The organism is Corynebacterium sp. HMSC06G04 (assembly GCF_001807365.1).
GTDB classification, from domain to species: Bacteria; Actinomycetota; Actinomycetes; order Mycobacteriales; family Mycobacteriaceae; genus Corynebacterium; species Corynebacterium simulans.
Map to the genome: position 1 here is coordinate 205344 of NZ_KV788623.1, position 25091 is coordinate 230434.

Consider the following 25091-nt stretch of genomic DNA (forward strand, 5'->3'; position numbering starts at 1 on the left):
GACAAGCGCCCCGCCGAGGTTAGTCAGCGGGGCGCGCGGCCAAATAGGCGGCCGCAGCTACAGGCGAGCGGCCATCGATTCCAGAAGTTCTTCCCAAGCGGCGACGAACTTATCGACGCCCTCTTTTTCTAGGACCGCGAAGACATCGTCGAAGTCGATACCGAGTTCTGCCAGCTCGGTGAAGACGGCTTCTGCCTGCTCGGCGGAATCGCTTAGGGTATCACCGTGCAAGTTGCCTTCTGCTAGCACTGCGTCGATAGTTTTTTCCGGCATGGTGTTGACCGTGTGCGGGCCAGCCAACTCGGAAACGTACAAGGTAGCGGGGTAGTCGGGGTTCTTAACGCCCGTCGACGCCCACAGCGGGCGCTGCACATTCGCTCCTGCGGGAAGATCGCCTGCCTCCAGCAGCTCCTTCTTGAACAGGGCGTAGGCGCGCTGGGCATTGGCGACGCCCGCCTTGCCGCGCGCTGCCAAGGCAGCATCGCTTCCGATTGCCTCGAGGCGCTTGTCGACTTCGCTGTCCAAACGGGAGACGAAGAAGGAAGCCACGGAGTGAATCTTGGAAACGTCGTGGCCGGCCTCCTCGGCGCGGCGCAGGCCCTTCTTGAAGGTGTCGATGACTTCACCGTAGCGCTCGACGGAGAAGATCAAGGTGACGTTGACGGAGATGCCATCGGCAAGCGCGTCAGCGATGGCCGGAAGGGAACCCTCGGTGGCTGGAATCTTGATCATCAGGTTCGGACGGTTAACGCGCGCCCACAGCTCGCGTGCCTGCTGGATGGTGGCCTCGGCATCGGCGGAGATGCGGGGATCGACCTCGATGGAAACGCGCCCGTCGCGGCCTAAAGATGCCTCGTAGATTCCTGCGAACATATCGCATGCGCGGGCAACATCCTCGATGGCAAGGGCATAGACGGCGTCGTCAGCCTTTGCGCCCTCTTCTTTAAGCTGCGCAATCGCGGCATCGTAAGCGGTGCCCTTGGACATCGCAGCGGCGAAGATGGCCGGGTTTGTGGTGACACCCACGATGGACTTGGAGGAGATGATCTCCTCGAGGTTGCCGGAGTCTAGGCGCTCGCGGGAAAGATCGTCCAACCAGGTAGAGGTACCGAGTTGAGCGAGTTCATCAATATGCGACATGTTTTCCTTACTTGCTAGCGGTGATGGATTCGTGGGCGGCGTTGACTACGGCTTCGGTGGTGATGCCAAACTTCTCGAAGAGCTCGCCGGCTGGGGCAGAAGCGCCGAAGTGCTCGAGGGAGACATTGCGGCCGAAGGTGCCGGTGTACTTGTACCAAGGCATTGCGAGAGCAGCCTCGACGGAGACGCGGGCGCGGACTGCGGAAGGCAGCACGGACTCGCGGTAGGCATCGTCCTGCTCGTCGAACCATTCCAGGCATGGCGCAGAGACAACGCGGGTGGCGGTGCCTTCTGCTTCGAGCTGCTTTGCGGCCTCGACAGCCAGCTGCACCTCGGAGCCGGTGGCCAGCAGGATGACGTCTGGGGTTTCCTTGGATGCTTCTACCAAGACGTAGGCGCCACGACGTACGCCCTCGGCTGCCTTTTCCTTGGTGCCGGCAAGCACCGGCAGGTTCTGGCGGGAAAGCGCAAGGCCCTTTGGAGCTGCCTTGTACTCGAAGGCGGCGGCCCAAGCCTGCGCAGTCTCGTTGGCGTCGGCTGGGCGGATGACCGAGAGATTCGGGATAGCACGAAGGGCAGCCAAGGTCTCGACCGGCTGGTGGGTTGGGCCATCCTCGCCCAAGCCGATGGAGTCGTGGGTCCAGACGTAGTAAGTATCGGTGGACATCAAGGCACCGAGACGGACGGCCGGGTACTGATACTCGGAGAAGATCAGGAAGGTGCCGCCGTAAACGCGGGTGTTGCCGTGCAGCGCGATGCCGTTCATGACTGCGGACATCGCGTGCTCGCGAATACCGAAGTGGAGGTTGCGGCCGTAAGGCTTAGCATCCCAAGCGCCGGTGGTGATGGACTCAGGGCCGAAGGAGTGGGCGCCCTTGATGACGGTGTTGTTGGAGCCAGCCAGGTCGGCGGAACCGCCCCACATCTCCGGAACTGCAGCAGCCAGTGCCTGGATGGTGGCCTCAGAGGCCTTACGGGTAGCGATGGAATCACCCTCGTCCCAGACCGGTAATTCTGCTGCGAAGTTCTCCGGCAGCTTACGTGCCTGCATGCGGTCAAAGAGCGCCTTGCCCTCTGGGTTTGCGGCAGCCCAAGCGTCGAACTTTTCCTGCCACTTAGCGTTCGCCTCGGCGCCGCGCTCACGCAGCTTGCGGGTGTGGGCTACTACCTCGTCGGAGACCTCGAAAGTCTTTTCTGGATCGAAGCCCAGAACTTCCTTGGTGGCGGCAACCTCTTCATCACCTAGCGCAGCGCCGTGCACGCCGCCGGTGTTCATTTTGTTTGGTGCCGGGTAACCGATGACGGTCTTGACGCGGATGAAAGATGGGCGCTCGGTTTCCTCGCGGGCGGCCTGTGCAGCGGCCTCGAGCGCCTCGACGTCTTCACCGGACTCGACGGTCTGGACGTGCCAGCCGTAGGCCTCGTAGCGCGCTACGACGTCCTCGTTGAAGGCGATGTTCGTATCGTCCTCGATGGAGATGCGGTTGTCATCCCAAAAGACGATGAGGTTGCCCAGCTTCTGGGTCCCTGCCAGCGAGGAAGCCTCGGCGGTAACGCCTTCTTGTAGGTCACCATCAGAGGAGATGACGTAAACGAAATGATCGAACGGGGACTCGCCGGCCGGGGCTGCGGCGTCGAAAAGCCCGCGTTCCTTGCGGGCCGCCATGGCCATGCCGACTGCGGAGGCCAACCCCTGGCCGAGCGGGCCGGTGGTGATCTCCACGCCGTCGGTGTGGTTGACCTCGGGGTGGCCTGGCGTCAGCGAACCCCAGGTACGGAGGGATTTGAGGTCCTCCAGCTCCAGGCCGAAGCCGCCCAAGTAAAGCTGGATGTACTGCGTCAGCGAGGAGTGACCAACAGAAAGAACGAAACGGTCGCGGCCGGCCCACTTAACATCGTTCGGGTCATGATTGATGACGCGCTGGTACAGGGTATAAGCCAACGGTGCCAGGGACATCGCGGTGCCGGGGTGGCCGGAGCCGCACTTTTGGACAGCATCTGCTGCGAGAACGCGGACGGTGTCGACCGCGCGAGTATCCACATCAGTCCAGTCAGCCGGATAACGGCGCTCGACCATGGCTTGCAATTCTGGGGTCAGCTTTTCTTGCGACACTGGGGACGCCCCTTACTTTGTGGATCGGTTGAGTATTGACCCCTCAAGTCTAGATGTTTTGATTAACGGGTGGTGGATTGTCACGGATTGTGGTGGATTATCTAAAACGGTCCAAGAAACTGTAGGCTGGCATGGTTAAGAAGCCTTGGTTAAAGGCGGGGGAACTTTCTAACCCCCGAAGCCGACAACTAGATTGCGGCCATAACCAGGCGGCCACAAAAATTTACCCCGTGCCAGATACTGGAGGAATATTCCTTGGAGACGTTAAAGGCCTATTTTGCGCTGACGAAGCCGAGGATCATTGAGCTTTTGCTAGTCGCCGCAATTCCGGCGATGCTCCAAGCGCAGCGTGGTGTTGAATCCGTCACGGATAACTTCTGGCTAATCCTTTCCACCATCTTCGGCGGCTGGATGGGCGCTGCGGCTGCCCACACCTTCAACAATGTGGTGGACTATGAGATCGACCAGAAAATGCAGCGCACTCGCGCTAGGCCGCTCGTGCGTGCGAGTATCTCGCGCCGCAATGCTGCCATCTTTGCGTGGGTGATGTTGGCGCTTTCGGTCTTCTGGCTGGGCGTTCTGGCGCACTCCTGGCTGGCAGCGTTCTTCGTCATCCTGACTAACTTCTTCTATGTCTTCGTCTATACGAAGTTTTTGAAGATGCGCAATTCCCAAAACATCGTCTGGGGCGGCCTCGCTGGCTGTATGCCGGCGATGGTGGGATGGGCAGTAATTCGTGACAATGCCCCTGCTGGTGAGCCCGATAAGTGGTGGCAGGCTATCGTGCTGTTCCTTATTATCTTCTTTTGGACACCGCCGCATACGTGGGCACTGGCAATGAAGTACAAGGAGGACTACCGCAAGGCAGGCGTTCCGATGCTGCCGGTAGTCGCCCCTGAGGTCGAGGTAACCCGCCAGATTGTCTGGTACACGGTCGGTACGCTCATCGTGACCTTCCTGATCATCCCTGCCGCCTCGTGGATCTATTTGGTGGCTGCAGTTGGTTCCGGCGCCGTCTTCTTGTGGATTGCCGTTGCACTTCACCGAGGCGTCAAGCAGGGCGAAAAGGTCAAGCCCATGCGCTTGTTCATCTACTCCAATAACTACCTGTCGGTCTTGTTCATCGGCCTATCTATCGACGCTGTGCTGGGCTGGGAATCCATCGGCAGCATGCTTGGCTGGTCGACGGCTTGGTTCTAACACGATCAGCCAACTTGGTGGGTCTGAAGGTGAAATAGAACAAGCGGCAATAAAACCTAGCCTAGTTGTCCTCGCGCACTCTTAAGACGATAGAACCGGTGGTCTTGCGCTCTTGGAGATCGCGATGGGCTTGCGCGGCTTCTGCGAGCGGGTAGGAGGCCGTGACGTTGAAGACCACGTCGCCGTCGGTTACCGCCTGAACGACTGCCTGGGCACGCATTTGGAACTCGCCTTCCTGGGAGGTCCACGCGCCCAGAGAAGGCCGGGTCAAAAAGATTGAGCCGTGCTTGTTGAGTAGCTGCGGATCCATCGGTGGAACCGGGCCGGAGGCCGCGCCAAACAGTGCCACGGTGCCGCGTGGACGCACCCCTTCGAGCGACTCCATGAAGGTATCCTTGCCGACGCCGTCGTAGACAACGTCCACACCGAAACCACCGTTGAAGCGGCGAACCTGCTCAGCAAGTCCTTCGCCGTAACGGAACACTTGGTCAGCGCCAGCCTCGTATGACAAGGCTTCTTTTTCATCGGTAGAGACCACCGTGTAAACCGTGGCACCGGCTGCCTTAGCCATTTGGGTGAGGATAAGGCCCACGCCTCCTGCGCCCGCGGTGATAAGGCAGGAGGCGCCCTCGCCGAGCTGGTACACGCCATTTGCTAGGTAATGAGCGGTCATTCCCTGCAGGAGCATCGAACCAGCTACCTCAGGCGGGAAGTCATCGGGGACCGCAACGATGCGGTCGCGCGGCACGCATACTTGCTCCGCATAGGAGCCGAAAGCGTGGTCCCAAGCCACCATGGTGCCCTCGGCGATTTCGCCCTTTGGGTCGTGGACAACGCGGCCAGTGCCTTCGAGGCCGAGGATGAAAGGAGGCGTGGCGCTGTAGATGCCCTCGCGGTAATAGGTGTCGATGTAGTTGACACCGGCCACGATTACGTCGACAAGCAGCTGATCCTCGGTAGGGGTGGGTGCCGAAGTCTCTACATACTCGAGGACCTCTGGGCCACCTTTGTGGTTGACCTGAATTGCGTACATGTTTCAAGGCTATCGCAGCTACTCGCATACATGCAGGAAAACCGCTCCACCGAACGGCCTCAGGGCCGGTTTGAGTAGGTGGAGCGGTTTCGCCGAAGACTATTAAGTCTCGGGAGTCTACAACCTGGTTTAAGTTTTATTTCGCCAGTGTTGCCTGCCGTGCAGCGAACTTTTCTTCGGCTGCTGGGGAGCCAGTCTTCAGGCCCTCTGTGCCGTTGACGCGGCGAACACCATGCGCCCATAGGAGAGCGGTGAAAGCGGTGACTACGGAAGACATGCCGATGTGGATTGGCACCGTCCAGCGCGGGACGTGCATGTAGAACTGGGCGACGCCGATGCCCCATTGGATGAGAATGCAGGCGATGAGCACCCAGGCGGCCTTCTTGACGAATGCCGGTGCATGAACACGGTAAAGCATGAACATCACAATGACGGTGAGGATCAGATAGGCGTACATGCACATCGCATGAACCACGGCCATCATCTCGGTATCGACGTTGAGGCGGCCTTCCATGCCGACGCCATCGTCTCCAGAGTGGACACCAGAGCCGGTGACCATGGTGCCGGTGGTGAGGACCACAGCGAGGGCAATGGACGCCATCGCAGCCAACACGCGGATGGCCTGTGGGAAGATCTGGGTGCGCACGCCGTCGTCAGGCTCAAGGATGCGGGAGTAAAGCATTGCAGCCAACCAGACGAGAATCATCGATGGTAGGAAGTGCAGCGCCACGGCCCACCAGTTGAGCTTCAAGAAAACGGAGATGGCGCCGATGATTGCTTGGACCACGATGCCGGCCAAGTTCAACCACGCATAAACCTTCAACTCAGTGCGGCGGCGCGCCATATGCATCGCCATGATGGCAGCCACCGCGGCAGCCGTGACGACGAAGGTAAGCAGGCGGTTACCGAACTCGATGAGTTGGTGGATCCACGGTGCTGCACCGGAGAGTGGAACCAGCGAGCCCGGGTGGCACTCGGGCCAGGTGATGCAGCCAAGGCCGGAACCCGTAACTCGCACAATGGCGCCGGATACGGTAATGCCGCCTTGACAGACAAGCAGAATCATCGCGATGAGACGCTGCATCTTGATGGCGGGCGTCGCCTCGCGGAAAAACGTAGATACTTTGTTACCGGAATTCACGTTAAAAAGACTACCGCTCGGACAGGCTCGGGACGAAACCCTGAATGCCTGCGGGAGCGAAAAAGATAAAAGTCACATTTGCTGCTGGAAATGGAACCTTTTCGCGGCTGCATTTCACAGTTTCCAAATGGTGAGGTCGACTTGGTGAGGTGAGGCTGCACCAGTCTCAGCGCAATACTCGGGTCACAGCTGTTACGGGGTGGCCTCACCATTTGCAGATGTGAGCCCTCATCAAACGGATCAAGCCCGCGTGGTGCGGCCAGGTGCGCGACTAGCCCTCGAAGCGGAACCAGCGCACCGCTGCGAAGGAGGCGGCGCCGGCCCAGGCGAGGAGCACGAGTAGTTCCTGCCAGGGGAGGGTGTGGTTGAGGGCGTCGGCAAGCGCGCTTGCCATCGCGACCGTGGGCACCACGGTAAGGATGCCGTCATTGCTCAAGCCTTGGGTGTACATGGCCCAGCCCACGACTCCCATCAGAATGAACCAGATGAGGTTCGCAACCGCGAGGACTACCTCGGAACTTAAAGTACCGCCGAGGAGCAGGCCGAGCGCGGTGAAGGCGCACACGCCCAGGATGAGGGTGATAAGCCCCAGCAAGATGCCGCCAAGGCTAGCCCGAAGGCCAAGCAGGAAGGCAACGCCGCCGAGGACGAGGACTTGGACCGCGACCATTGAGAAGACAGCGGCAATCTTGCCCACGATGATGGTCCAGGCCGGGACGCCGGAGGCGCCAGTTCGCTTCAGTGCGCCGTAGCGGCGGTCAAAGGCCAGCGCAATGGCTTGGCCGGTAAAGCCGGAGCTTGTGGCCGCCACCGCCAAGACCATAGGGAATATTTCCTTCAGGCCGTGGCCGGTAATGTGCTCCATCCGTGCCGCGCCAATCAAAATGGCTAGGGGAATGACGATGCTGAGCAGTTGCTGCTCACCGTGGCGCAGCATGAGTTTGGACTCGATTAGGCCCTGAGCTCGTGCCATGGTCCAGACGCTGGCACGCTGCGGGTGAGGCTGAAAGGTTCCCGGTTCGAAACGCGTCATGATTACTCCTTAGCTGCGCAGCTCGCGGCCGGTGATGTCGAGGAAGACGTCCTCAAGGTTGCGGTGGGTGGTGTCCAGGTTGCGTAAGGTAACGCCTTGCTGGGCAAGCTCCTGGGCCAGGCGGGCGATGACGTCTGGGGTAGCCGGGGTTTCCACGCGGTAATGCAGTGGGCGGGTGGCCTCAGTGGGCAGCCCTGCCGCGTTGAGCGCGTTAAGGTCCACCTCGGTGGCTGTCTCGAAAGTGATGAGCGGTGAGCCCGTGGATTCCATGAGCTCTGCCGTTGTACCCTGCGCCACCATGTGCCCGTGGTCCACGATGACAACGTGGTCAGCCAAAGCCTCGGCCTCGTCCATCAGGTGGGTGGTCAGAACGGTGGTTACTCCGTCATTGCGGAGCGCGCGGATGAGATCCCACACGGCCAAGCGGGATTGGGCGTCGAGTCCTGCAGTTGGTTCATCGAGGAAGACCAACTCCGGGCGGCCGATGATTGCCAGCGCTAGGGACAGGCGCTGTTGCTGGCCACCGGAGAGGCGCCGATAAGTGTTTTTCTCCACTCCTTTAAGCCCCAGCTGTTCAATCAGCCAGTCGGGATCGAGCGGGTTTGCACTGTACTTGGCGCTGAGCTGTAGCATCTCGCGTACGCGGATGCCAGAGTAGGAACCGCCGCCCTGGAGCATGATGCCGATGCGCTCGCGCACGGCGTCGGGATCGGTGCTGGGATTAAGGCCCAAGACGCGGATGCTTCCCGACGTCGGCTTCTTAAAGCCCTCACACATCTCGATGGTGGTGGTTTTGCCGGCGCCGTTAGGTCCAAGCAGGCACAGCATCTCGCCGCGTTCTACGCGGAAGCTGAGCCCGTCGACGGCCCGTTTATCGCCGTAGGACTTGACCACGTTGCTGAGCTCTAGCGCTGGTGCTCCATCGAAAGTTGCATTCACGAGTGCCTAGTTTAGGACACTGATTCGCGAACGGCGTAATAGCACCATCCACAGTCCCATGACCACGAGATAAGTCACGATAGCTGCGGTATAAATGACCACGATTGTGCCGGGCGGTAGGCCAAGGCCGCGAGGGAGCACGAAGAAACTCATCGCCGCAGAATATATAACCACCGTGATCCGGAAGATGAGACGGTTGGCCCACGCCGCCAAGGGCAGCACGGCCCACAGGATGTACCACGGGTGGACCACTGGGAAGAAGATGACCAGCACCAAGGTGGCGATGCCGAGGCCGCCTACCGGGTGGATGCTGCCACGATATGTGGCTAGCAACATACGCAGCATGAAACCGGCTGCGATGATGACACCGATGGTACGGGTGAAAGTGAGGATGGCGTCGGTGTGATCGCCCAAACCTAAGAGCATTCCGAGGAAGCCAGCACTGACGCCGACTGCAGTACTAGAGGACAACCACGAGCGGATGGATGCTGCGCCGCCTTGCCCGGTTATCCAGCCAAGCCCGATTCCGGAAGTCAGCGTGACAAGGGCAATTGCGGCCAACAGGATGAAAAACTGCAGGGCGACGGCGCTACCGATGGCGCGTGGGGTGGAGTATCCGCGGCGGATGAATAGCACGCGGGCGAGCGCCATTCCAACGAATCCCAGCCCGATGAAGCCCGTAACCTTGACCATTCCGGCGCATGAAATGAGCAATCCCGAGCATAAAAAGTACAGCCACGCCGGAGCGCCGCCTAGGCGGTCGACGCCGCGCAGGCCGAGCTCGACGCCGACCAAGGCCAATCCCAACATGACCGATTCATTGTGGATGCCGCCTACCAGGTGCAACGTGGTCAGCGGGTTGAGGATGCCCAACCACAGTGCGGACTCGGGCGAGACTCGACAACGGATAGCCAACTGCGAGATGGCCCAGCCGGCGGCGATTATGCCGGCTAGCGAAAGCAGCCGGTGTGCGATAACCCCCAAGATGATCGAATTGCCGGTGAGCAGGCTGACTATCCCGGCCAACCCGAGTGCGACGGGGCCATAAGGTGAGGGCGAGTTAGCCCAGATGAAGGGGACCGAGCGAGCCAAAGGATCGGCTGAACCGAGGAGCTCCACCGGGCCCCCAGAGTATGGGTCGAGGCCCTGGGTGACGATGGAGCCGTTGGCCAGATAGGAATAGATGTCCTGGGTAAAAAGGGGCGCAGTGAAAACAAGTGGGATAACCCAACCAGCCCAGGTACGCCAGAGCTGGCTTTCAGTAACCAACCGGCGCGGCCGCGAATGCTCGCCATTGCTTTCGGTGTTGCGCAAAGGCGTTCCAACAAACGGGGCCATGAGCACCCATGCGGTGACCATCAGACCTACGCCGCAGAAGACGAGAGCAGAAGCCGATTGCAACATGCGCGACATCAATGAGCCGAAGGGCACGTTGTCATAGGGGTTGCCTACTACGGGCAGTGCGCCGGCCCCAAGGCCGCCGACGGCGATGAGGATGGCACCCAGCGTGCCTATCCATCGCAGCACAAAGAAGGCACGCAGCTGGGCGATGGTGGTACGCGGGCGAGCGGCGTCTTCATCTGGCAGAAGATCATAGAGTGCGCCGGGCAGGGAGCCTGCCGCATCTTCGCTAATTCCATCGGCATGCAGCTGCGCGGAACGCGATCCCGCACTGCCAAGACGCGGGAGATCCTGGCGGATACCCGTGAGGAAAGCAGTGAGGCGTTGTTTCATAGATGTTTACTCTAGCGGGCCGCCAATTGGGTTGGGGGTGAGGGGCTCGCCACGTCGGGTACCTGCGTTGGTGGAAATTGGGAATGAATTAGGGAACACTAGTGTTGTCTAAAAATAGTCGTTCGCTTTCAAGACGGGAGGTGTAGCAGATGGTCCCAGAAAAGGAGACCAGGACCACTGAAGGCGATACCCGCCGCCAGGTCATGCTTCTCCTCCTTAAGGATGGGCCGGTTACGGCCTCTTATCTTGGCGAGCGCCTAGGTCTTTCGGCCGCCGGTATCCGCCGGCACTTAGACATTCTGGTGGAAGAAGAGCTCACGGAGGTGGTCCAGCGTAAGTCGCTCGCGGCTGGCCGCGGCCGCCCCGCCAAGCATTTCCGCCTCACAGACCGCGGGCGTGCACAATTCGGGCATGCCTACGACGCGCTGGCTTCCGATGCCCTGAACGCCCTAAGGGCGGCAGGTGGAGCCGAGGCCGTGCGCAATTTTGCAAAGGCCCGCTTTGAAAAGCTCCTTGAGGACGTGCACCCGCTTATCGGGGAAGATGAGTCCGTAGAGGAAGTGGCCCAAAAGTTGGCTGCTGTCTTGGACGAACATGGCTATGCCGCGACCGTCAACAGTGCCGGTTTTGGTGTGCAGATTTGCCAGCACCATTGCCCAGTCGCCCATGTGGCTGCAGAGCATCCGGAACTATGTGAGGCTGAACAGGAAGTCTTTTCTGCCCTGTTAGGTAAACACGTGCAGCCCTTGGCTTCTATTGCAGATGGCCATGGAATCTGCACCACAAACATCCCCTTGACACCGGTTAACCAAGACCGGGAAACAAAGCATTAGACGAAAGGAGCGGGTTATGACTCAGGCACAACCGGCGCCAGGCCTCGAGACCAAGATGAGTGATGACGAGATCATCTCTTCCATCGGTGGTTACGAGTACGGCTGGCACGATTCCGACGAAGCGGGCCAGGCAGCTCACCGAGGACTCAGCGAGGACGTCGTCCGCGATATTTCTGAGAAGAAGAACGAGCCGGAGTGGATGCTGGAATCCCGTCTGAAGGCGCTGCGCATCTTTAACAAGAAGCCGGTTCCAACGTGGGGCCCGGATCTCTCCGCTATTGACTTCGACAACATCAAGTACTTCGTGCGCTCCACTGAGAAGCAGGCGCAGACCTGGGACGATCTTCCTTCTGATATCAAGGAGACCTACGACAAGCTGGGTATCCCGGATGCAGAAAAGAAGCGCCTGGTCTCCGGCGTTGCTGCGCAGTACGAGTCTGAGGTTGTCTACCACAAGATTCGCGAGGACCTGGAGGCCCAAGGCGTTATCTTCGTCGATACCGATACCGCAGTGCGCGAGTACCCGGAAATTCTCCAGGAGTACTTCGGCACCGTCATTCCGGCTGGCGATAATAAATTCTCCGCGCTGAACAATGCCTGCTGGTCCGGCGGCTCCTTTGTCTATGTTCCAAAGGGCGTGCACGTGGATATTCCGTTGCAGGCATACTTCCGCATCAACACCGAGAACATGGGCCAGTTCGAGCGCACCCTCATCGTCGTTGAGGAGGACGCTTATGTTCACTACATCGAGGGTTGTACCGCTCCTATCTACAACTCCGATTCTTTGCACACCGGCGTTATCGAGATCGTCGTGAAGAAAGGCGGCCGTTGCCGCTACACCACGATCCAGAACTGGTCCACCAACGTCTACAACCTGGTTACCCAGCGCGCAAAGGTGGAAGAGGGCGGCACCATGGAATGGGTCGATGGCAACATCGGTTCCAAGGTCACCATGAAGTACCCGTCTTGTTGGCTGACCGGCGAGCATGCCAAGGGCGAAGTTCTCTCTCTGGCTTTCGCTGGCGAGGATCAGGTCCAGGACACCGGTTCCAAGATGCTGCACATGGCTCCGCGTACCTCCTCCAACATCGTGTCTAAATCCGTCGCCCGCAACGGCGGTCGCGCGGCTTACCGCGGCCTGGTGCAGGTCAACGCGAACGCATCCAACTCCACCGCGAACGTCGAGTGCGACGCATTGCTCGTGGACAACAATTCGCGTTCCGATACATATCCGTATAACGACATCCGTAATGACCACGTGACCTTGGGCCACGAGGCAACGGTGTCCCAGGTTTCCGAAGAGCAGCTGTTCTACCTCATGTCCCGCGGCATCGCGGAAGAGGAGGCAATGGCGATGATCGTGCGCGGCTTCGTGGAGCCAATCGCGAAGGAGCTTCCGATGGAGTACGCCCTCGAGCTCAACCGCCTTATTGAACTGCAGATGGAAGGATCAGTGGGCTAAGTGGTCGCATCTAACGAATTCAATCCGGCTGACGTCACCAAGGGCGATCAGTTCACGTCTTTCAATGTGGAGGACTTCCCAGTACCGCACGGTCGCGACGAGGTTTGGCGTTTTATTGCGCTGCGTAACCTGCGTGGCTTGCACAACGGCGAGTTCGCTCCGGCGGTAGCGCAGAAGATTGCTGTCAGCGCACCGGAAGGCGTTAGCTCCGAGACCATCGCTGCCGACGATTCCCGCCTAGGCAAGGCGGGTGCTCCTGCAGACCGCGTTGCAGCCCAGGCATGGTCTTCCATGCCAGAGGCGCAGTTGGTCACCATCGATGCTGAGGCTCAGCTGGATAAGCCAGTGGAAATCACCATCACTGGCGCGGGTGAGGGTGTGACCTCCTTCGGTGCAACCTCCATCCAGGTGGGCCACCACGCAGAGGCCACCGTCGTGCTTAAGTATGTCGGTTCCGGCACCCACGCTGACAACGTTGAGTTCATCGTCGGCGACGGCGCCAACGTCACCGTTGTTGTCGACGCTGACTGGGAAGACAACGCGGTACACCTGGGCCACCAGGTCGCCTCCGTGGGTCGAGATTCTGTTCTGCGCCACAACACCGCCATCTTCGGTGGCGAAATCGTGCGAATCGTTCCACGCGTTGCCTTTACCGCTCCAGGCGGCGACGCAGAGATGCTCGGCGTCTACTTCGCCGATGCAGGCCAGTACTTCGAGAACCGCCTGCTCGTTGACCACTCAGTACCGAACTGCCGCTCCCGCGTGTTCTACAAGGGTGCTCTGCAGGGTGAAACCCATGCTGACGGTTCCGCCGAGTCTGGCCGTGCTGAGGCGCGCACCTGCTGGGTTGGCGACGTACTGATCCGCAAGGATGCCACCAACACCGATACCTACGAGACCAACAACAACCTCATCCTGACTGAGGGTGCTCGCGCCGATGCGATCCCGAACCTGGAGATCCAGACCGGCGAAATCGTGGGTGCTGGCCACGCCGCAACCGTTGGCCGCTTCGACGACCTCGAGCTGTTCTACCTGATGTCCCGCGGTATCCCGGCTGCAGAGGCACGCCGCCTTATCATCCGCGGCTTCTTCTCCGAGGTCATCTCCCGCATTCCAGTTGAGTCCTTGCGCGAGGATCTAGAAACCCGCGTCATTGACGAGCTCGAAAAAATCAACGCCTAGAAACAATCCCCGAAAGCAGGTCTAACTCAATGTCTACCCTGGAAATCAAGAATCTCCACGCGCAGGTCCTCCCGAACGAGGAGGACGGCGAGGCCAAGGAAATCCTCAAGGGCGTCAACCTGACCATCAAGTCCGGAGAGACCCACGCAGTCATGGGCCCGAACGGCTCCGGTAAGTCCACCTTGTCCTACGTCATCGCTGGCCACCCGAAGTACGAAGTAACCGAGGGCGAGATCCTGCTCGATGGCGAAAACGTCCTCGAGATGGAAGTCGATGAGCGCGCACGCGCTGGCCTCTTCCTGGCCATGCAGTACCCAACCGAGGTTCCGGGCGTGAAGATGGCGCAGTTCATGCGCTCTGCCGTCACCGCTGTGCGCGGCGAGGCTCCGAAGCTGCGCGAATGGAACAAGGAGCTTAGCGAGGCACGTGAGAAGCTTTCCATCGATAAGTCCTTCGCACACCGTGCCGTCAACGAGGGCTTCTCTGGTGGCGAGAAGAAGCGCCACGAGGTTATGCAGCTCGATCTGCTCAAGCCAAAGTTCGCAATCATGGATGAGACCGACTCCGGCCTGGACGTCGATGCTCTGCGCGTTGTTTCCGAGGGCATCAACCGCTTCCAAGAGGAGACCAACGGCGGCATCTTGATGATTACCCACTACAAGCGCATCCTCAATTACGTGAAGCCGGACTTCGTCCACGTTTTCGCCAACGGCCAGGTCATCAAGACCGGCGGCGCTGAGCTGGCTGACCAGCTTGAAGAGTCCGGTTACGACCAATTCGTTAAGTAAGAAGGACAATGTCTAACTTCGACGTTTCTGCCATCAGGGAGCAATTCCCGATCCTGAGCCGCACCGTACGCGACGATAAGCCGCTGGTGTACCTCGATTCGGGAGCTACGTCCCAGCGTCCGCTGCCAGTGTGGAAGGCGGAGGAGGAGTTCGTACTGGGCACGAATGCTCCGGTCCACCGCGGTTCCTATCAGCTGGCGGAGGAGGCTGACGACGCTTACGAGTCCGCTCGCCAAGCCATCGCGGCTTTCGTGGGCGCAGATCGTGATGAGATTGCGTTCACCAAGAACGCAACTGAAGCTCTCAACGAGGTTGCCTACGTGCTTTCCGACGAACGCGCAGGCGATCTGTACGTAGGCGAGGGCGACACCGTGGTCATTACCGAGCTGGAGCACCATGCGAATCTCGTGCCATGGCAGGAACTGTGCCAGCGCACCGGTGCGCAGCTGAAGTGGTATTCCATGACCGAAGACGGCCGCATCGATCTCGACTCCCTCGAGCTCGATGATTCCGTCAAGGTAGTGGCTTTCACCCATCAGTCCAACGTCACCGGCGCGGTGGCCGACGTCGACGAGCTGGTGCGCCGCGCCCGTGAGGTCGGCGCGTTGGTCGTCCTCGACGCCTGCCAGTCCGTGCCACACATGGCAGTGGATTTTCACGCGCTCGACGTCGACTTCGCTGCGTTCTCAGGCCACAAGATGTGTGGTCCGACCGGCATCGGTGCCCTGTACGGAAAGGCTGAGCTACTGGAAAAGCTCCCGCCTTTCCTAACGGGTGGCTCGATGATCGAAATCGTGAAGATGGATGAGACCACCTTCGCCGCGCCGCCGACTCGCTTTGAGGCGGGCACTCAGATGACCAGCCAAGTAGTTGGTCTTGGTGCGGCGGTGAAGTTCTTGTCTGAAATCGGCATGGACAATATCCATGCGCATGAGCAAAAACTCACCGCCCGCGCTCTGGACGGCCTGCAGCAGATCCCTGGCCTGCACATCGTGGGTCCGAAGGATACCGAAAGCCGCGGTGGTGCGGTCTCGTTCGTCGTCGATGGTGTGCACCCGCACGATCTGGGACAGGTCCTAGATTCCCACGGCGTCGCGATCCGCACCGGCCATCACTGCGCGTGGCCGCTGCACCGTGCGGGCAACGTCAATTCAACTGCGCGCGCCAGCTTCTACCTCTACAACACGGAGGAAGAAGTAGATAAGCTCATCGAGGCCGTCAAGGCAGCACGCGAATTCTTTGGAGTGGAGTAATGAATCTAGATTCGATGTATCAGGACGTCATCCTGGACCACTATAAGAACCCGAAATTCGCGGGCTTGCGTGAAGGCCAGGCCGAGGTTCACCACGTCAACCCATCCTGCGGTGACGAGATCACCTTGCGCGTGAAGCTTTCGGAGGACGGCAAGACCGTAAAGGATGTTTCCTACGATGCCGAAGGCTGCTCCATCTCGCAGGCCTCCACCTCCGTCATGGCGGAGGAGATCGTGGGCAAGTCCTTGGATGAAGCGCGCGCGAAGCTCGACGAGTTCGAAAAGATGGTCACCTCCCGCGGAGAAATCGAGGGCGACGATGAGATCATTGGAGACGGCGTTGCTTTCGGCGGCGTCGCCAAGTTCCCCGCCCGCGTCAAATGCGCTTTGCTCGGATGGAAGGCCTTTCAGGCCGCATCCATGGAAGCACTCAATGAACTGGAGAAATAAATGTCTGAACCAGTAGATCCATATCAGGATTCCAACGCCAACTTTTCCGGCAGCGGCGAGCGTCCACCGCAGACCGAGGAACAGATTGCCAAGGCCTTTGATATCACCGAGTACATGCGGGACGTGATTGACCCGGAGCTGGGCATCAACGTCGTGGACTTGGGCTTGGTCTATGATGTCTGGCTCGAGGACGTCGACGGCAAGGAGACCGCCAAGATCAACATGACGCTGACCTCGCCGGCGTGCCCGCTTACCGATGTCATCGGCGAGCAGGTTGAAGACGCAGTGGTGGGCAACAAGCTTGCCGACGCCGTCCAGATCAACTGGGTCTGGATGCCGCCATGGGGTCCGAACATGATCACCGAGGAAGGCCGCGAAATGCTGCAGGCTTTGGGCTTTGCAGTTTAGGCGAGCAATTTACTTCCACATCTTGATAAGTCCCGCCGCCGAATGGCCGCGGGACTTATCTTGTTTTCTGGTTTTGGCTCAGCTATGACCTGTTAGCGCCGGTTGATAGACTGATTCCTCGTGATTGTGACCAATGATTTCGAGGTGCGCGTGGGCGCACGTACGCTTCTCGACGCTCCCGGCCAGCACCTGCGCGTGCAACCCGGCGACCGCATCGGGCTCGTCGGCCGCAACGGTGCCGGCAAGACCACCACGATGCGCATCCTGGCAGGGGAGACGGAGCCCTATGGCGGTTCGGTGACCCGTTCTGGCCCTATTGGATATTTGCCGCAGGATTCGCGTGAGGGCAACATTGAAATCACCGCCCGTGAGCGCGTACTTTCGGCGCGCGGCTTGGACGATATCAAGCGCCGCATGGCTAAGCAGCAACAGCTAATGGAAAACGCCACGGACGATAAATTCCGTGACAAGGCCATCCGCAAATACTCCCGCTTGGAGGAGGAGTACCACTCATTGGGTGGTTACGAAGCAGACTCCGAGTGCGCGCAGATTTGCGATAACTTGGGCCTGCCGCAGCGCATCCTTGACCAGCAGTTGAAGACTCTCTCCGGCGGTCAGCGCCGCCGCGTGGAGCTTGCACAGATCCTCTTCGCAGCGTCGGCTGGCTCGGGCAAATCCCAGACAACCCTGCTGCTGGACGAGCCGACTAACCACCTGGACGCTGACTCGATCACCTGGCTGCGCAGCTTTTTGTCCAAGCACGAGGGCGGTCTCATCATGATCTCCCACGATGTGGACCTCCTTGAGGCCGTGTGCAACAAGATCTGGTTCCTTGATGCAGTGCGCGCCGAGGCCGACATTTACAACATGGGCTTCAAGAAGTACCTGGATGCGCGTGCTACCGACGAAGCTCGCCGCCGACGTGAGCGCGCCAATGCGGAGAAGAAGGCTTCGGCCCTGCAGAAGCAGGCTGCCAAGCTCGGTGCGAAGGCCACCAAGGCGGCCGCTGCCAAGCAGATGCTTGCCCGCGCGGACCGCATGATGAACCAACTGGACGAAGTGCGCGTGGCCGACAAGGTCGCGCACATTAAGTTCCCTGAGCCCGCGCCGTGCGGCAAGACCCCGATGAACGCTAAGGGTCTTACCAAGATGTACGGTTCCTTGGAAGTCTTTGCTGGCGTCGACCTTGCCATCGACAAGGGTTCCCGCGTGGTTGTTCTTGGTTACAACGGTGCCGGTAAGACCACGTTGCTGAAGCTGCTTGCGGGAGTAGAACGCACCGACGGTGAGGGCGGCATTGTTTCCGGCCATGGTCTGCGTATCGGCTACTTCGCGCAGGAGCACGACAACATCGACCCGAACAAGACCGTGTGGGAGAACACCATTGAAGCCTGCCCGGACGCAGGCCAACAGGATCTCCGTGGCCTCCTCGGTGCCTTTATGTTCTCCGGCGACAAGCTGGAGCAACCCGCCGGTACCTTATCCGGTGGTGAGAAGACGCGTCTTTCGCTTGCAACTCTGGTTTCCTCGCGCGCAAACGTCTTGCTGCTGGATGAGCCTACTAACAACTTGGACCCGCAGTCGCGCGAACAGGTCCTGGATGCGCTATCCACTTACACCGGTGCGGTCGTCCTGGTCACGCACGACCCTGGTGCGGTTAAGGCCCTAAAGCCGGAGCGCGTGATCATCATGCCTGATGGCGACGAAGACATGTGGAGCGACGAGTACATGGAGATCGTCGAGCTAGCCTAGTTCGTTGGCCTATTCCACACCAAGGTTAAAAGGACCTATAGAGAGGAAAGCAGATGGCAGCACGCAAGGTCTTTATCGATTGTGATCCAGGCATTGATGATGCCTTGGCCCTGCTCTATCTCGCGGGGCTGCATCACGCCGGCGAGATTGAGCTGGTGGGAGTGACTACCACGGCCGGCAACGTCGATGTTTCGACCACCGCACGCAATGCTGCTTTCATCTTGCAGGTCTGCGGGCTGGGCGGCGTTCCCGTTGCGCCGGGCCATCCCGTCCCGCTCGAGGCGGAGCTGGTGACCACACCTGAAACTCATGGCGCTGCCGGTTTGGGTTATGTCAGCGCGCCGAAGTTTGAGCCGCACCACGATTGGCGCGAGCTTTGGCAGGCCGCAGCCGACGCCCGGGCCGAGCTCGTCGTCACCGGCCCGCTAACAAACGCCGCCTTGGCCGGCACTTCAGGATTTTCCAAGGTCAGCGTTATGGGCGGCGCGATTAACTATCGAGGCAATACCACACCCACGGCCGAGTGGAATTTCTGGGTGGACCCGCATGCGGCACAGCAATTCTTTGATGCTCTCCAGCGCGAAACAGTCAACGCTACCTTGTGCTCTTTGGAGGTCACCGAGCAATTCCTCATCGATCCACCACGCCTGGAGGCGCTGATGAAGGAGTTGGGGGAGCACCCCGTGAAGGCGCACCTTCCGGAGATCCTCCGTTTTTACTTCGAGTTTCACCGCGCGCAGGGCGAGGGATACCAAGCACAAATCCATGACCTTTTAACGTGCATGATTGCGCTCGAGCGCGTGGACTACCTAAAGCAAGAGACCACCGTGGCGGTCGAAGCGGATTCACAGTTGATGCGAGGAACCAGCGTCGCGGACTTGCGTGGGCATTGGGATCTGCCGCATAATGCGCGGCTCGTGCAGGCCGTGGATATCCCCGGCGCGCATGCTGAGTTTCTCCGCGCCGCGCGGATTTTGAGCAAGCACGCCTAGTCTGCCTATTATTGGTGCGTTGCCCGAGGTGACATAGGGCATTAAATCCAAAGCAGATCCGTTTGCTTTTCCTTCTTTCATTTCTTTTATCTGGAGAATTCTTTTTATGTCACAGTTATCTCTAACGCCTGCGCGCAAGGCTATGGTCCTGGCCGGCGGCCTTTTGGTTGCAGCGACGTGGATTTATCTGGTCCTCGTGCGTCCGACCTCTTGGGAATCAGTAGCCGGTTCGACCGAGGCACTCATTACCTTGGGCGGCTATGTGGGCGGTGCCGTGTTTTTGTTGGCAGGCACATTGCCCGTTCTTCCAGCCCGTACTATCGCGATCATTCCAGTAGCTCTGGTCTTAAACATCGTGGTAGGCGAGATCATCGGTTCTATCGGAGTGCCTTTGTATTTGGACGCGGTCGGCACGATCCTCGTAGCCGCTCTTGCCGGGCCAATCGCAGGCCTTGCCACGGGCACGTTGTCTTCGGTGGTGTGGGGACTCATCAATCCCGCAGCACTTCCGTTTGCGGCCGTTTCTGCAGCTACTGGGTACCTTTCCGGGTGGGCTATTTCCCACGGCGCGTTTAAGAAGTGGTGGCGCGTTGTTGCCTCTGGTGCTGTTATCGGCATCATCTCCGGCATGCTTGCGGCACCGGTTGCGGCTTTCGTTTATGGAGGAACAGCCGGCCTGGGTACGGGCGCTGTGGTCTCGCTTTTCCGCGAGTTGGGAAACTCTCTACTCGCATCGGTGACGTTGCAGTCCTTTATCTCCGATCCGTTCGATAAGATCATCGTGTTTTTGATCGTGTGGGCCACCGTCAAGGCATTGCCCAAGCGCACCCTGGAATCGCTGCGCCCTCAGCTATGATTCATCCCGCAACTATCTTCAGTGCGGCCGCATCAACGTGGTTTCTCGTCGTGGCGATAAACCAGCCCTGGCTTAACTTTGTGCTGCTTAGCGTATGGCTTATATGCGGCACCATCTGGTCACGCTCCATCTCCGTGGTAGCGACCACCGCGGTATTGGCGCTTCCCGCTGCCGCCTCGATGGTGCTTATCCATGCGCCCTATGGTGATAATCGCCTCGCGCCCTTTTTAACCAGTGACGGGCTGTGGCTTGCAGCTGAGCTTTCGCTGCGATTCGCCACGCTCATGGGATGCATCCTCGCTGCAGCGGCAGCACTAAAGGTAAGTGACGTAGCCAAATGGCTGCAAACCTCGCGGTTTGGACACAAGGCCGCATATGTTGTGGGGGCGTCGCTCCAATCATTGCCGCAGGGTGCTGCAACGGTGGCCGGAGTACGCGATGCTAACCGCCTCGCCGGGGCGAAGATTCACTTGGGCAATGTTGCACCCCGTGTCATCATTCCGGTCATCGCACGCTTGCTTACCCAAGGCGCAAGCCGCGGGCATGCGTTGGGAGCCATTGGCTTCGATACCCCGGGCAAACGTACAGTGCTGGTCCCCGTACCAGATAGTAAGTTCCAGCAAGTATTGCGCTGGACCTTGCCAGTATTTAGCATCTTGGGAGCGGTGATATGGAGCTAAAACCTGGTGAAATCCACACCTTGAGCGTCGCTTTTGAGGAAAACGCCGATGAGGTGGCACAGGAACTCGCGCGGGAGTTAGGCGTAAATACTGTCATTGGTTCCTTTGCCGCTGCGCACGTTACTTTTCTGCGCGATACCGTGCGTGAGGAACTGGCTTTGGCCTTGGAGAACCAAGGCAGGCAGTGCGAGGAGATGGCCCAGCGTGTTGACGCCACGCTTGGCGATGTCGACCTTGATGGCACCCGCAATCCCGCCACGCTCTCGGGCGGTCAAACGCGTCGGCTCGCACTGGCACAAGTCGCCATCGCGCGACCGGAAATCCTGATTATTGTTGAGCCATGGGCCGGCCTAGACGCGCATTCCCGCGAACGCATCGCGGCCTACTTAGGAAAGTTGGATCAAACAGCCGTGGTGTTGGTCGAGCACGAGACACAGATGCTCGCGCAGGGCGGCCAAGAACTGGAAGCGATTGTCCCGTCTGGTGAGGCAATCGTTCTAGACGGTATTCAAGCCAAGCGCGGTGGCAGGCGCAGGCGGTGGTGGAACCTGAAACCTGTGGACTCCAAGCTTTTCACGGTAGGGCCGGTGGATTTGCGGTTGCAGCACGGCGCCGTGCTGTGGCTGCGCGGCGACAACGGCTCCGGCAAGACCACGCTGTTGCGCGCGATGGCCGGCCTCGACGGAAATGCTCCTGTGCATGCGAGCACATCGCTGGCTTTACAGTCGCCGCTAGATCAGATTATTGAACCCACCATCGCCCAGTGGATCGGGGAAGGGAGTCTACCCGAAGAACTCTTGAGGCAGCTTTCCGCCGAGATTGCCTTCGATGATCATCCGCTGGACGTCTCTATGTCCCAGCTACGCGTAGCACAGATTGCCCACGTGGTGGCGCAGGGGCGCGAGGTCGTGATGTTGGATGAGCCAGACACGCTTCTCGACGCCCGGGGCACAACGTGGGTGCACCGGCTCATGCACCACGCTTTAGCAAGGGGAGCAGCCCTCGTGGTGACCTGCCATGAACCTCGTTTCGTAGAAGAAATTGCGGCTTATGCGCAGGTCACCTCTCTAGCTCTACACTGCTGATTAATTTCGGAAGCCGTGGACCGGTGCCGGGATAAAGCCGCCGCGATTGACAAACGTAGAGTTGCCCACGGTGTTGACCGGGATGACCGGAGCGTATCCGAGCAGACCACCGAAGTTGACTTCGTCGCCAATCTTGGCACCCGGTACTGGAATAACGCGGACCGCGGTGGTCTTATGGTTCATCACACCGATGGCGGCTTCATCAGCAATCATGCCGGCAATAGTTGCCGCAGAGGTATCGCCAGGAAGCGCAATCATGTCGAAGCCGACCGAGCAGATTGCGGTCATGGCTTCCAGCTTGTCCATGGAGATGGCACCGGAACGCACTGCGTCGATCATGCCCTTGTCCTCGGAGACCGGGATGAAGGAACCCGAAAGGCCGCCGACGCGGGAACACGCCATCATGCCGCCCTTCTTCACTGCGTCGTTAAGCAGCGCCAGCGCGGCGGTAGTGCCGTGCGTGCCGACCTGGTCAAGGCCCATGTGCTCGAGGATGTGTGCCACTGAGTCGCCGAGCTCGGCCGTCGGTGCCAGGGAAAGGTCAATGATGCCGAAAGGAACGCCAAGGCGCTCGGAGGCCATGTTGCCCACGAGCTGGCCAGCACGCGTGATCTTAAACGCGGCCTTCTTGACCTCCTCGGCAACCTGATCCAGGGTGGCACCCTCGAGGTTGCCCAACGCACGGTCAACCACGCCGGGGCCGGAAACGCCCACGGAAACCACGCAATCCGGTTCCTCGATGCCGTGGAAGGCACCCGCCATGAACGGGTTGTCGCCCACGGAGTTTGCAAAGACCACCAGCTTGGCGCAGGCGATCGCCGACTGATACTTGGTCAGTTCGGCGGCCTCCTTGATGACCTCGCCCATGCGCTTGGCGGCATTCATGTTGATGCCCGCGCGGGAGGACGCGATATTTACGGAGGAGCACACGAGCTCCGTGGTGGACAGTGCCTCAGGGATCGAATTGATGAGCTTCTTTTCCGCGGTGGTGGCGCCCTTTTCCACGAGAGCAGAGTAGCCGCCGACGAAGTTGACGCCGGTCTCAGCTGCGGCACGGTCCAGGGCCTTGGCTACCTCGACCGGGTTGCCGTCGACACCAGCCACGATCAGGCTGACCGGGGTCACCGAGATTCGCTTGTTCACGATCGGGATGCCGAGCTCTTGCTCGATGCCTTCGCAGACTTCCACCAAGTGCTTGGCTCGCTCGGTGACCAAGTCATAGACAGCCTGTGCTGTAGCGTCCATAGAAGAGCGCGTGCAGCTAAGCAGCGAGATACCCATGGTGACGGTACGGATATCGAGACGGTACTTATCGATCATCTCGATCGTGTCGAGGATACTTACGGTATTAAAGCGATTGAGCATATCTAGATCTCGTTCATCGCTGTAAACAGCGCCTCGGATTGAACACGGATGGACTGGTTGATGTCTTCGCCCACCTTATTCATGCGCTCTTGAATCTGTTGGATCGAAACCTCAGATTCATCAAATTCCACGCGCAGAATCATGGTGAAGAAGCCAGACATCAAGGTCTGGGAGACGTCAACGATGTTGACTCCAAGTTCAGCGAGACTGGTTGTAACAGAAGCGATAATTCCGGTGCTATCCGCACCGGTAACAGTCATAATGGCAATCATGGATTAAATTCTATCGCTCTTCACGTACGGTGGGGGCCATGACTTTGACGAAAAAGAAAGTACTTTACATTGGCGGACACGGAAAGGTCGGTCTGCTTGCCACCCCGAAGATGCTAAAAGTGGGCCACAACGTTCATTCGCTGATCCGCTCCGAGTCCCAAGTGGAGGAGATTGAAAACCTAGGCGCTACCGCAGTGCTGAAGGACATCACAAAGACCAGCGCCCAAGAATGGGCTGAGCTTTTCGCGGACTTCGACACCGTGGTGTGGGGTGCCGGTAACGGCGGCCGTGGCGGCGCAGACCTTACCTGGGCTGTAGATCGCGATGGCGCAATGGCAACTATCGACGCCCTAGAGCTGCTCAAAGCAGAGGGCAAAAAGGTACCTGATTACGTGATGATCTCCTACGTTGGCGCAACGCACAACGAGACCGATCCCAATGATGAGTCTTGGTACGCCTACGTTGAGTCAAAGAAGGCAGTAGACAACCGCCTGAATTCTTCTGAACTGAACTATGTCATCCTCGGCCCATCTGCGCTTACGGAAGAGCCAGCGGGCGGCATCGAGGTAATCGAGGATACGAATCCTCACGGCCAGACTAGCCGTGAGCTGGTTGCCGAGGTGATTACTGAAGTTGTTGGCCGCGAGAGCCTTCCGGCTAGCCCGTTGGCCTTCATCGATGGCGAGAATCCAGTCAGCAGTATTTAAGCCGGCTAGGCACCCGCTTTATCTTTACGGATGGTTTGCTCCACGAGGTCTAGCACAGCTCTAAGACCAGCGTGGTCACCGAGTGCTAGGCGGGAAATGAAGCCATCCATGAAGGTCTCGAGGTAGAGCACCAACGTGTCCACGCTGACGTCGTCGCGCATGCGACCTTCCTCAGCGTTGGACTGTAGGCGGGCACGGACTGCGTCGGAAAGCACCGATTGTTGGTCCACCCACCGCGCGCGGAACGAAGGATCGGTCCGCAGCAGCGATGAGATCTCCAACCGAGTAGCCAGCCAATCGTGGCGCTCTGGGTGGCGGAGCATCTCACTCATTACTTCGACCAAGCCGTTATTCGCAACGACCTCCGCCTGGCGGGCAGCGTCTTCACGCGCCAGCGCCAAGAACAATGACTCTTTGTCGCCAAAGTGGTGGAAGATGGCGCCGCGGGACTTGCCCGTGGCCTCTTCTAGAAGGCGGACCGTAGCTCCCTCGTAGCCATGCTCGGCGAAACACTTGCGTGCACCAACGAGGATGTCATGTCGACGTCGGTTGAGCTCAGCATCACTCACGATGGGCATAGAAAATCCGTTTCTTCTAGATAGCAAGTTAGAAATATTTAGTTCTAACCGGAGCTTGGATTCCCCCGGTCAAGTCTAAAAGGGGGACCGCAAGAT

General features: G+C 59.4%; 24 protein-coding genes. 14 read left to right on the top strand and 10 right to left on the bottom strand.

What is annotated here, in order from left to right:
• Positions 1–57: 57 nt before the first annotated feature.
• Positions 58–1140 (bottom strand): transaldolase, encoded by a 1083-nt coding sequence (gene tal / locus HMPREF3158_RS10245; RefSeq protein WP_062035106.1) that lies wholly within the window; start codon positions 1138–1140, stop codon positions 58–60.
• Positions 1141–1147: 7 nt separating this feature from the next.
• A complete protein-coding gene (gene tkt / locus HMPREF3158_RS10250) occupies positions 1148–3217 on the bottom strand; it encodes a transketolase (protein ID WP_201057435.1) in 2070 nt (689 codons plus the stop codon).
• A gap of 291 nt (positions 3218–3508) precedes the next feature.
• Here tkt and HMPREF3158_RS10255 point away from each other — a divergent pair, with 291 nt between their 5' ends.
• Entirely contained in the window at positions 3509–4453 is a 945-nt protein-coding gene (locus tag HMPREF3158_RS10255) for a heme o synthase (protein ID WP_062035102.1), read from the top strand.
• Positions 4454–4514: 61 nt separating this feature from the next.
• On the opposite strand, the gene HMPREF3158_RS10260 is transcribed toward HMPREF3158_RS10255, so the two are convergent.
• From HMPREF3158_RS10260 to mptB, 5 genes are all read right to left on the bottom strand, one after another.
• Positions 4515–5486 (bottom strand): quinone oxidoreductase family protein, encoded by a 972-nt coding sequence (locus HMPREF3158_RS10260; RefSeq protein WP_070498430.1) that lies wholly within the window; start codon positions 5484–5486, stop codon positions 4515–4517.
• A 136-nt stretch (positions 5487–5622) separates the two neighbouring features.
• Complete coding sequence (locus HMPREF3158_RS10265) at positions 5623–6570, bottom strand: COX15/CtaA family protein (RefSeq protein ID WP_083291080.1); 948 nt, start codon at positions 6568–6570, stop codon at positions 5623–5625.
• A 328-nt stretch (positions 6571–6898) separates the two neighbouring features.
• Complete coding sequence (locus tag HMPREF3158_RS10270) at positions 6899–7660, bottom strand: ABC transporter permease (RefSeq protein ID WP_061922353.1); 762 nt, start codon at positions 7658–7660, stop codon at positions 6899–6901.
• 9 nt (positions 7661–7669) lie between these two features.
• On the bottom strand, positions 7670–8599 hold the full coding sequence (locus HMPREF3158_RS10275; RefSeq protein WP_061922357.1) for an ABC transporter ATP-binding protein: 930 nt from the start codon (positions 8597–8599) through the stop codon (positions 7670–7672).
• A gap of 6 nt (positions 8600–8605) precedes the next feature.
• On the bottom strand, positions 8606–10333 hold the full coding sequence (gene mptB / locus HMPREF3158_RS10280; RefSeq protein WP_062040887.1) for a polyprenol phosphomannose-dependent alpha 1,6 mannosyltransferase MptB: 1728 nt from the start codon (positions 10331–10333) through the stop codon (positions 8606–8608).
• 149 nt (positions 10334–10482) lie between these two features.
• Between mptB and HMPREF3158_RS10285 the strand changes: the two genes are divergently transcribed.
• From HMPREF3158_RS10285 to HMPREF3158_RS10340, 12 genes are all read left to right on the top strand, one after another.
• Positions 10483–11166: a helix-turn-helix transcriptional regulator gene (locus HMPREF3158_RS10285; protein ID WP_070498434.1), complete on the top strand. Its 684-nt coding sequence runs from the start codon at positions 10483–10485 to the stop codon at positions 11164–11166.
• A gap of 16 nt (positions 11167–11182) precedes the next feature.
• Positions 11183–12628, top strand: coding sequence for a Fe-S cluster assembly protein SufB (sufB, locus tag HMPREF3158_RS10290; RefSeq protein ID WP_061922366.1), 1446 nt, complete (start codon positions 11183–11185; stop codon positions 12626–12628).
• Positions 12629–13810, top strand: coding sequence for a Fe-S cluster assembly protein SufD (gene sufD, locus HMPREF3158_RS10295; RefSeq protein WP_062040877.1), 1182 nt, complete (start codon positions 12629–12631; stop codon positions 13808–13810).
• 29 nt (positions 13811–13839) lie between these two features.
• The gene (gene sufC, locus HMPREF3158_RS10300) at positions 13840–14598 is read left to right on the top strand and encodes a Fe-S cluster assembly ATPase SufC (RefSeq protein ID WP_061922373.1); all 759 of its coding nucleotides are present in this window, start codon (positions 13840–13842) and stop codon (positions 14596–14598) included.
• 8 nt (positions 14599–14606) lie between these two features.
• Positions 14607–15851, top strand: a complete 1245-nt coding sequence (locus HMPREF3158_RS10305; RefSeq protein WP_061922377.1) for an aminotransferase class V-fold PLP-dependent enzyme — start codon at positions 14607–14609, stop codon at positions 15849–15851.
• Positions 15851–16300: a Fe-S cluster assembly sulfur transfer protein SufU gene (gene sufU / locus HMPREF3158_RS10310; protein WP_061922380.1), complete on the top strand. Its 450-nt coding sequence runs from the start codon at positions 15851–15853 to the stop codon at positions 16298–16300. The genes HMPREF3158_RS10305 and sufU overlap by 1 nt, the downstream gene beginning before the upstream one ends.
• Positions 16301–16708 carry a metal-sulfur cluster assembly factor gene (locus HMPREF3158_RS10315; protein WP_062040871.1) on the top strand — a complete coding sequence of 136 codons (408 nt, stop codon included), beginning with the start codon at positions 16301–16303 and terminating at the stop codon, positions 16706–16708.
• A 120-nt stretch (positions 16709–16828) separates the two neighbouring features.
• Positions 16829–18460 carry an ABC-F family ATP-binding cassette domain-containing protein gene (locus tag HMPREF3158_RS10320; protein ID WP_070498436.1) on the top strand — a complete coding sequence of 544 codons (1632 nt, stop codon included), beginning with the start codon at positions 16829–16831 and terminating at the stop codon, positions 18458–18460.
• A 53-nt stretch (positions 18461–18513) separates the two neighbouring features.
• Positions 18514–19452: a nucleoside hydrolase gene (locus HMPREF3158_RS10325; RefSeq protein WP_061922389.1), complete on the top strand. Its 939-nt coding sequence runs from the start codon at positions 18514–18516 to the stop codon at positions 19450–19452.
• A 106-nt stretch (positions 19453–19558) separates the two neighbouring features.
• Positions 19559–20308 carry a glycosyl transferase family 9 gene (locus tag HMPREF3158_RS10330; RefSeq protein ID WP_070498438.1) on the top strand — a complete coding sequence of 250 codons (750 nt, stop codon included), beginning with the start codon at positions 19559–19561 and terminating at the stop codon, positions 20306–20308.
• Positions 20305–20988 carry an energy-coupling factor transporter transmembrane component T family protein gene (locus HMPREF3158_RS10335; RefSeq protein WP_070498440.1) on the top strand — a complete coding sequence of 228 codons (684 nt, stop codon included), beginning with the start codon at positions 20305–20307 and terminating at the stop codon, positions 20986–20988. The genes HMPREF3158_RS10330 and HMPREF3158_RS10335 overlap by 4 nt, the downstream gene beginning before the upstream one ends.
• Positions 20979–22073 (top strand): ATP-binding cassette domain-containing protein, encoded by a 1095-nt coding sequence (locus HMPREF3158_RS10340; protein ID WP_070498442.1) that lies wholly within the window; start codon positions 20979–20981, stop codon positions 22071–22073. Before HMPREF3158_RS10335 ends, HMPREF3158_RS10340 begins: the two co-directional genes overlap by 10 nt.
• On the opposite strand, the gene HMPREF3158_RS10345 is transcribed toward HMPREF3158_RS10340, so the two are convergent.
• Together HMPREF3158_RS10345 and HMPREF3158_RS10350 are read right to left on the bottom strand one after the other, a co-directional pair.
• The gene (locus HMPREF3158_RS10345) at positions 22074–23438 is read right to left on the bottom strand and encodes a PFL family protein (protein WP_061922400.1); all 1365 of its coding nucleotides are present in this window, start codon (positions 23436–23438) and stop codon (positions 22074–22076) included. It abuts the gene before it with no gap.
• A 2-nt stretch (positions 23439–23440) separates the two neighbouring features.
• Positions 23441–23710, bottom strand: a complete 270-nt coding sequence (locus tag HMPREF3158_RS10350; protein ID WP_049062390.1) for an ACT domain-containing protein — start codon at positions 23708–23710, stop codon at positions 23441–23443.
• A gap of 38 nt (positions 23711–23748) precedes the next feature.
• On the opposite strand from HMPREF3158_RS10350, the gene HMPREF3158_RS10355 reads away from it, so the two are divergent.
• Positions 23749–24417: an SDR family oxidoreductase gene (locus HMPREF3158_RS10355; protein ID WP_061922403.1), complete on the top strand. Its 669-nt coding sequence runs from the start codon at positions 23749–23751 to the stop codon at positions 24415–24417.
• 5 nt (positions 24418–24422) lie between these two features.
• On the opposite strand, the gene HMPREF3158_RS10360 is transcribed toward HMPREF3158_RS10355, so the two are convergent.
• Positions 24423–24995, bottom strand: a complete 573-nt coding sequence (locus tag HMPREF3158_RS10360; protein ID WP_061922406.1) for a TetR/AcrR family transcriptional regulator — start codon at positions 24993–24995, stop codon at positions 24423–24425.
• Positions 24996–25091 lie beyond the last annotated feature (96 nt).

Coding starts and splice junctions, on each gene's coding strand:
- HMPREF3158_RS10315 (WP_062040871.1), top strand. CDS start 16,301: ATGTCTGAACCAGTAGATCCATATCAGGATTCCAACGCCAACTTTTCC.
- sufC (WP_061922373.1), top strand. CDS start 13,840: ATGTCTACCCTGGAAATCAAGAATCTCCACGCGCAGGTCCTCCCGAAC.
- HMPREF3158_RS10285 (WP_070498434.1), top strand. CDS start 10,483: ATGGTCCCAGAAAAGGAGACCAGGACCACTGAAGGCGATACCCGCCGC.
- sufB (WP_061922366.1), top strand. CDS start 11,183: ATGACTCAGGCACAACCGGCGCCAGGCCTCGAGACCAAGATGAGTGAT.
- sufU (WP_061922380.1), top strand. CDS start 15,851: ATGAATCTAGATTCGATGTATCAGGACGTCATCCTGGACCACTATAAG.
- HMPREF3158_RS10345 (WP_061922400.1), bottom strand. CDS start 23,438: ATGCTCAATCGCTTTAATACCGTAAGTATCCTCGACACGATCGAGATG.
- HMPREF3158_RS10305 (WP_061922377.1), top strand. CDS start 14,607: ATGTCTAACTTCGACGTTTCTGCCATCAGGGAGCAATTCCCGATCCTG.
- HMPREF3158_RS10265 (WP_083291080.1), bottom strand. CDS start 6,570: ATGCAGCGTCTCATCGCGATGATTCTGCTTGTCTGTCAAGGCGGCATT.
- HMPREF3158_RS10270 (WP_061922353.1), bottom strand. CDS start 7,660: ATGACGCGTTTCGAACCGGGAACCTTTCAGCCTCACCCGCAGCGTGCC.
- HMPREF3158_RS10340 (WP_070498442.1), top strand. CDS start 20,979: ATGGAGCTAAAACCTGGTGAAATCCACACCTTGAGCGTCGCTTTTGAG.
- HMPREF3158_RS10335 (WP_070498440.1), top strand. CDS start 20,305: ATGATTCATCCCGCAACTATCTTCAGTGCGGCCGCATCAACGTGGTTT.
- mptB (WP_062040887.1), bottom strand. CDS start 10,333: ATGAAACAACGCCTCACTGCTTTCCTCACGGGTATCCGCCAGGATCTC.
- HMPREF3158_RS10350 (WP_049062390.1), bottom strand. CDS start 23,710: ATGATTGCCATTATGACTGTTACCGGTGCGGATAGCACCGGAATTATC.
- HMPREF3158_RS10355 (WP_061922403.1), top strand. CDS start 23,749: ATGACTTTGACGAAAAAGAAAGTACTTTACATTGGCGGACACGGAAAG.
- HMPREF3158_RS10325 (WP_061922389.1), top strand. CDS start 18,514: ATGGCAGCACGCAAGGTCTTTATCGATTGTGATCCAGGCATTGATGAT.
- HMPREF3158_RS10260 (WP_070498430.1), bottom strand. CDS start 5,486: ATGTACGCAATTCAGGTCAACCACAAAGGTGGCCCAGAGGTCCTCGAG.
- HMPREF3158_RS10330 (WP_070498438.1), top strand. CDS start 19,559: ATGTCACAGTTATCTCTAACGCCTGCGCGCAAGGCTATGGTCCTGGCC.
- HMPREF3158_RS10360 (WP_061922406.1), bottom strand. CDS start 24,995: ATGCCCATCGTGAGTGATGCTGAGCTCAACCGACGTCGACATGACATC.
- tkt (WP_201057435.1), bottom strand. CDS start 3,217: ATGGTCGAGCGCCGTTATCCGGCTGACTGGACTGATGTGGATACTCGC.
- tal (WP_062035106.1), bottom strand. CDS start 1,140: ATGTCGCATATTGATGAACTCGCTCAACTCGGTACCTCTACCTGGTTG.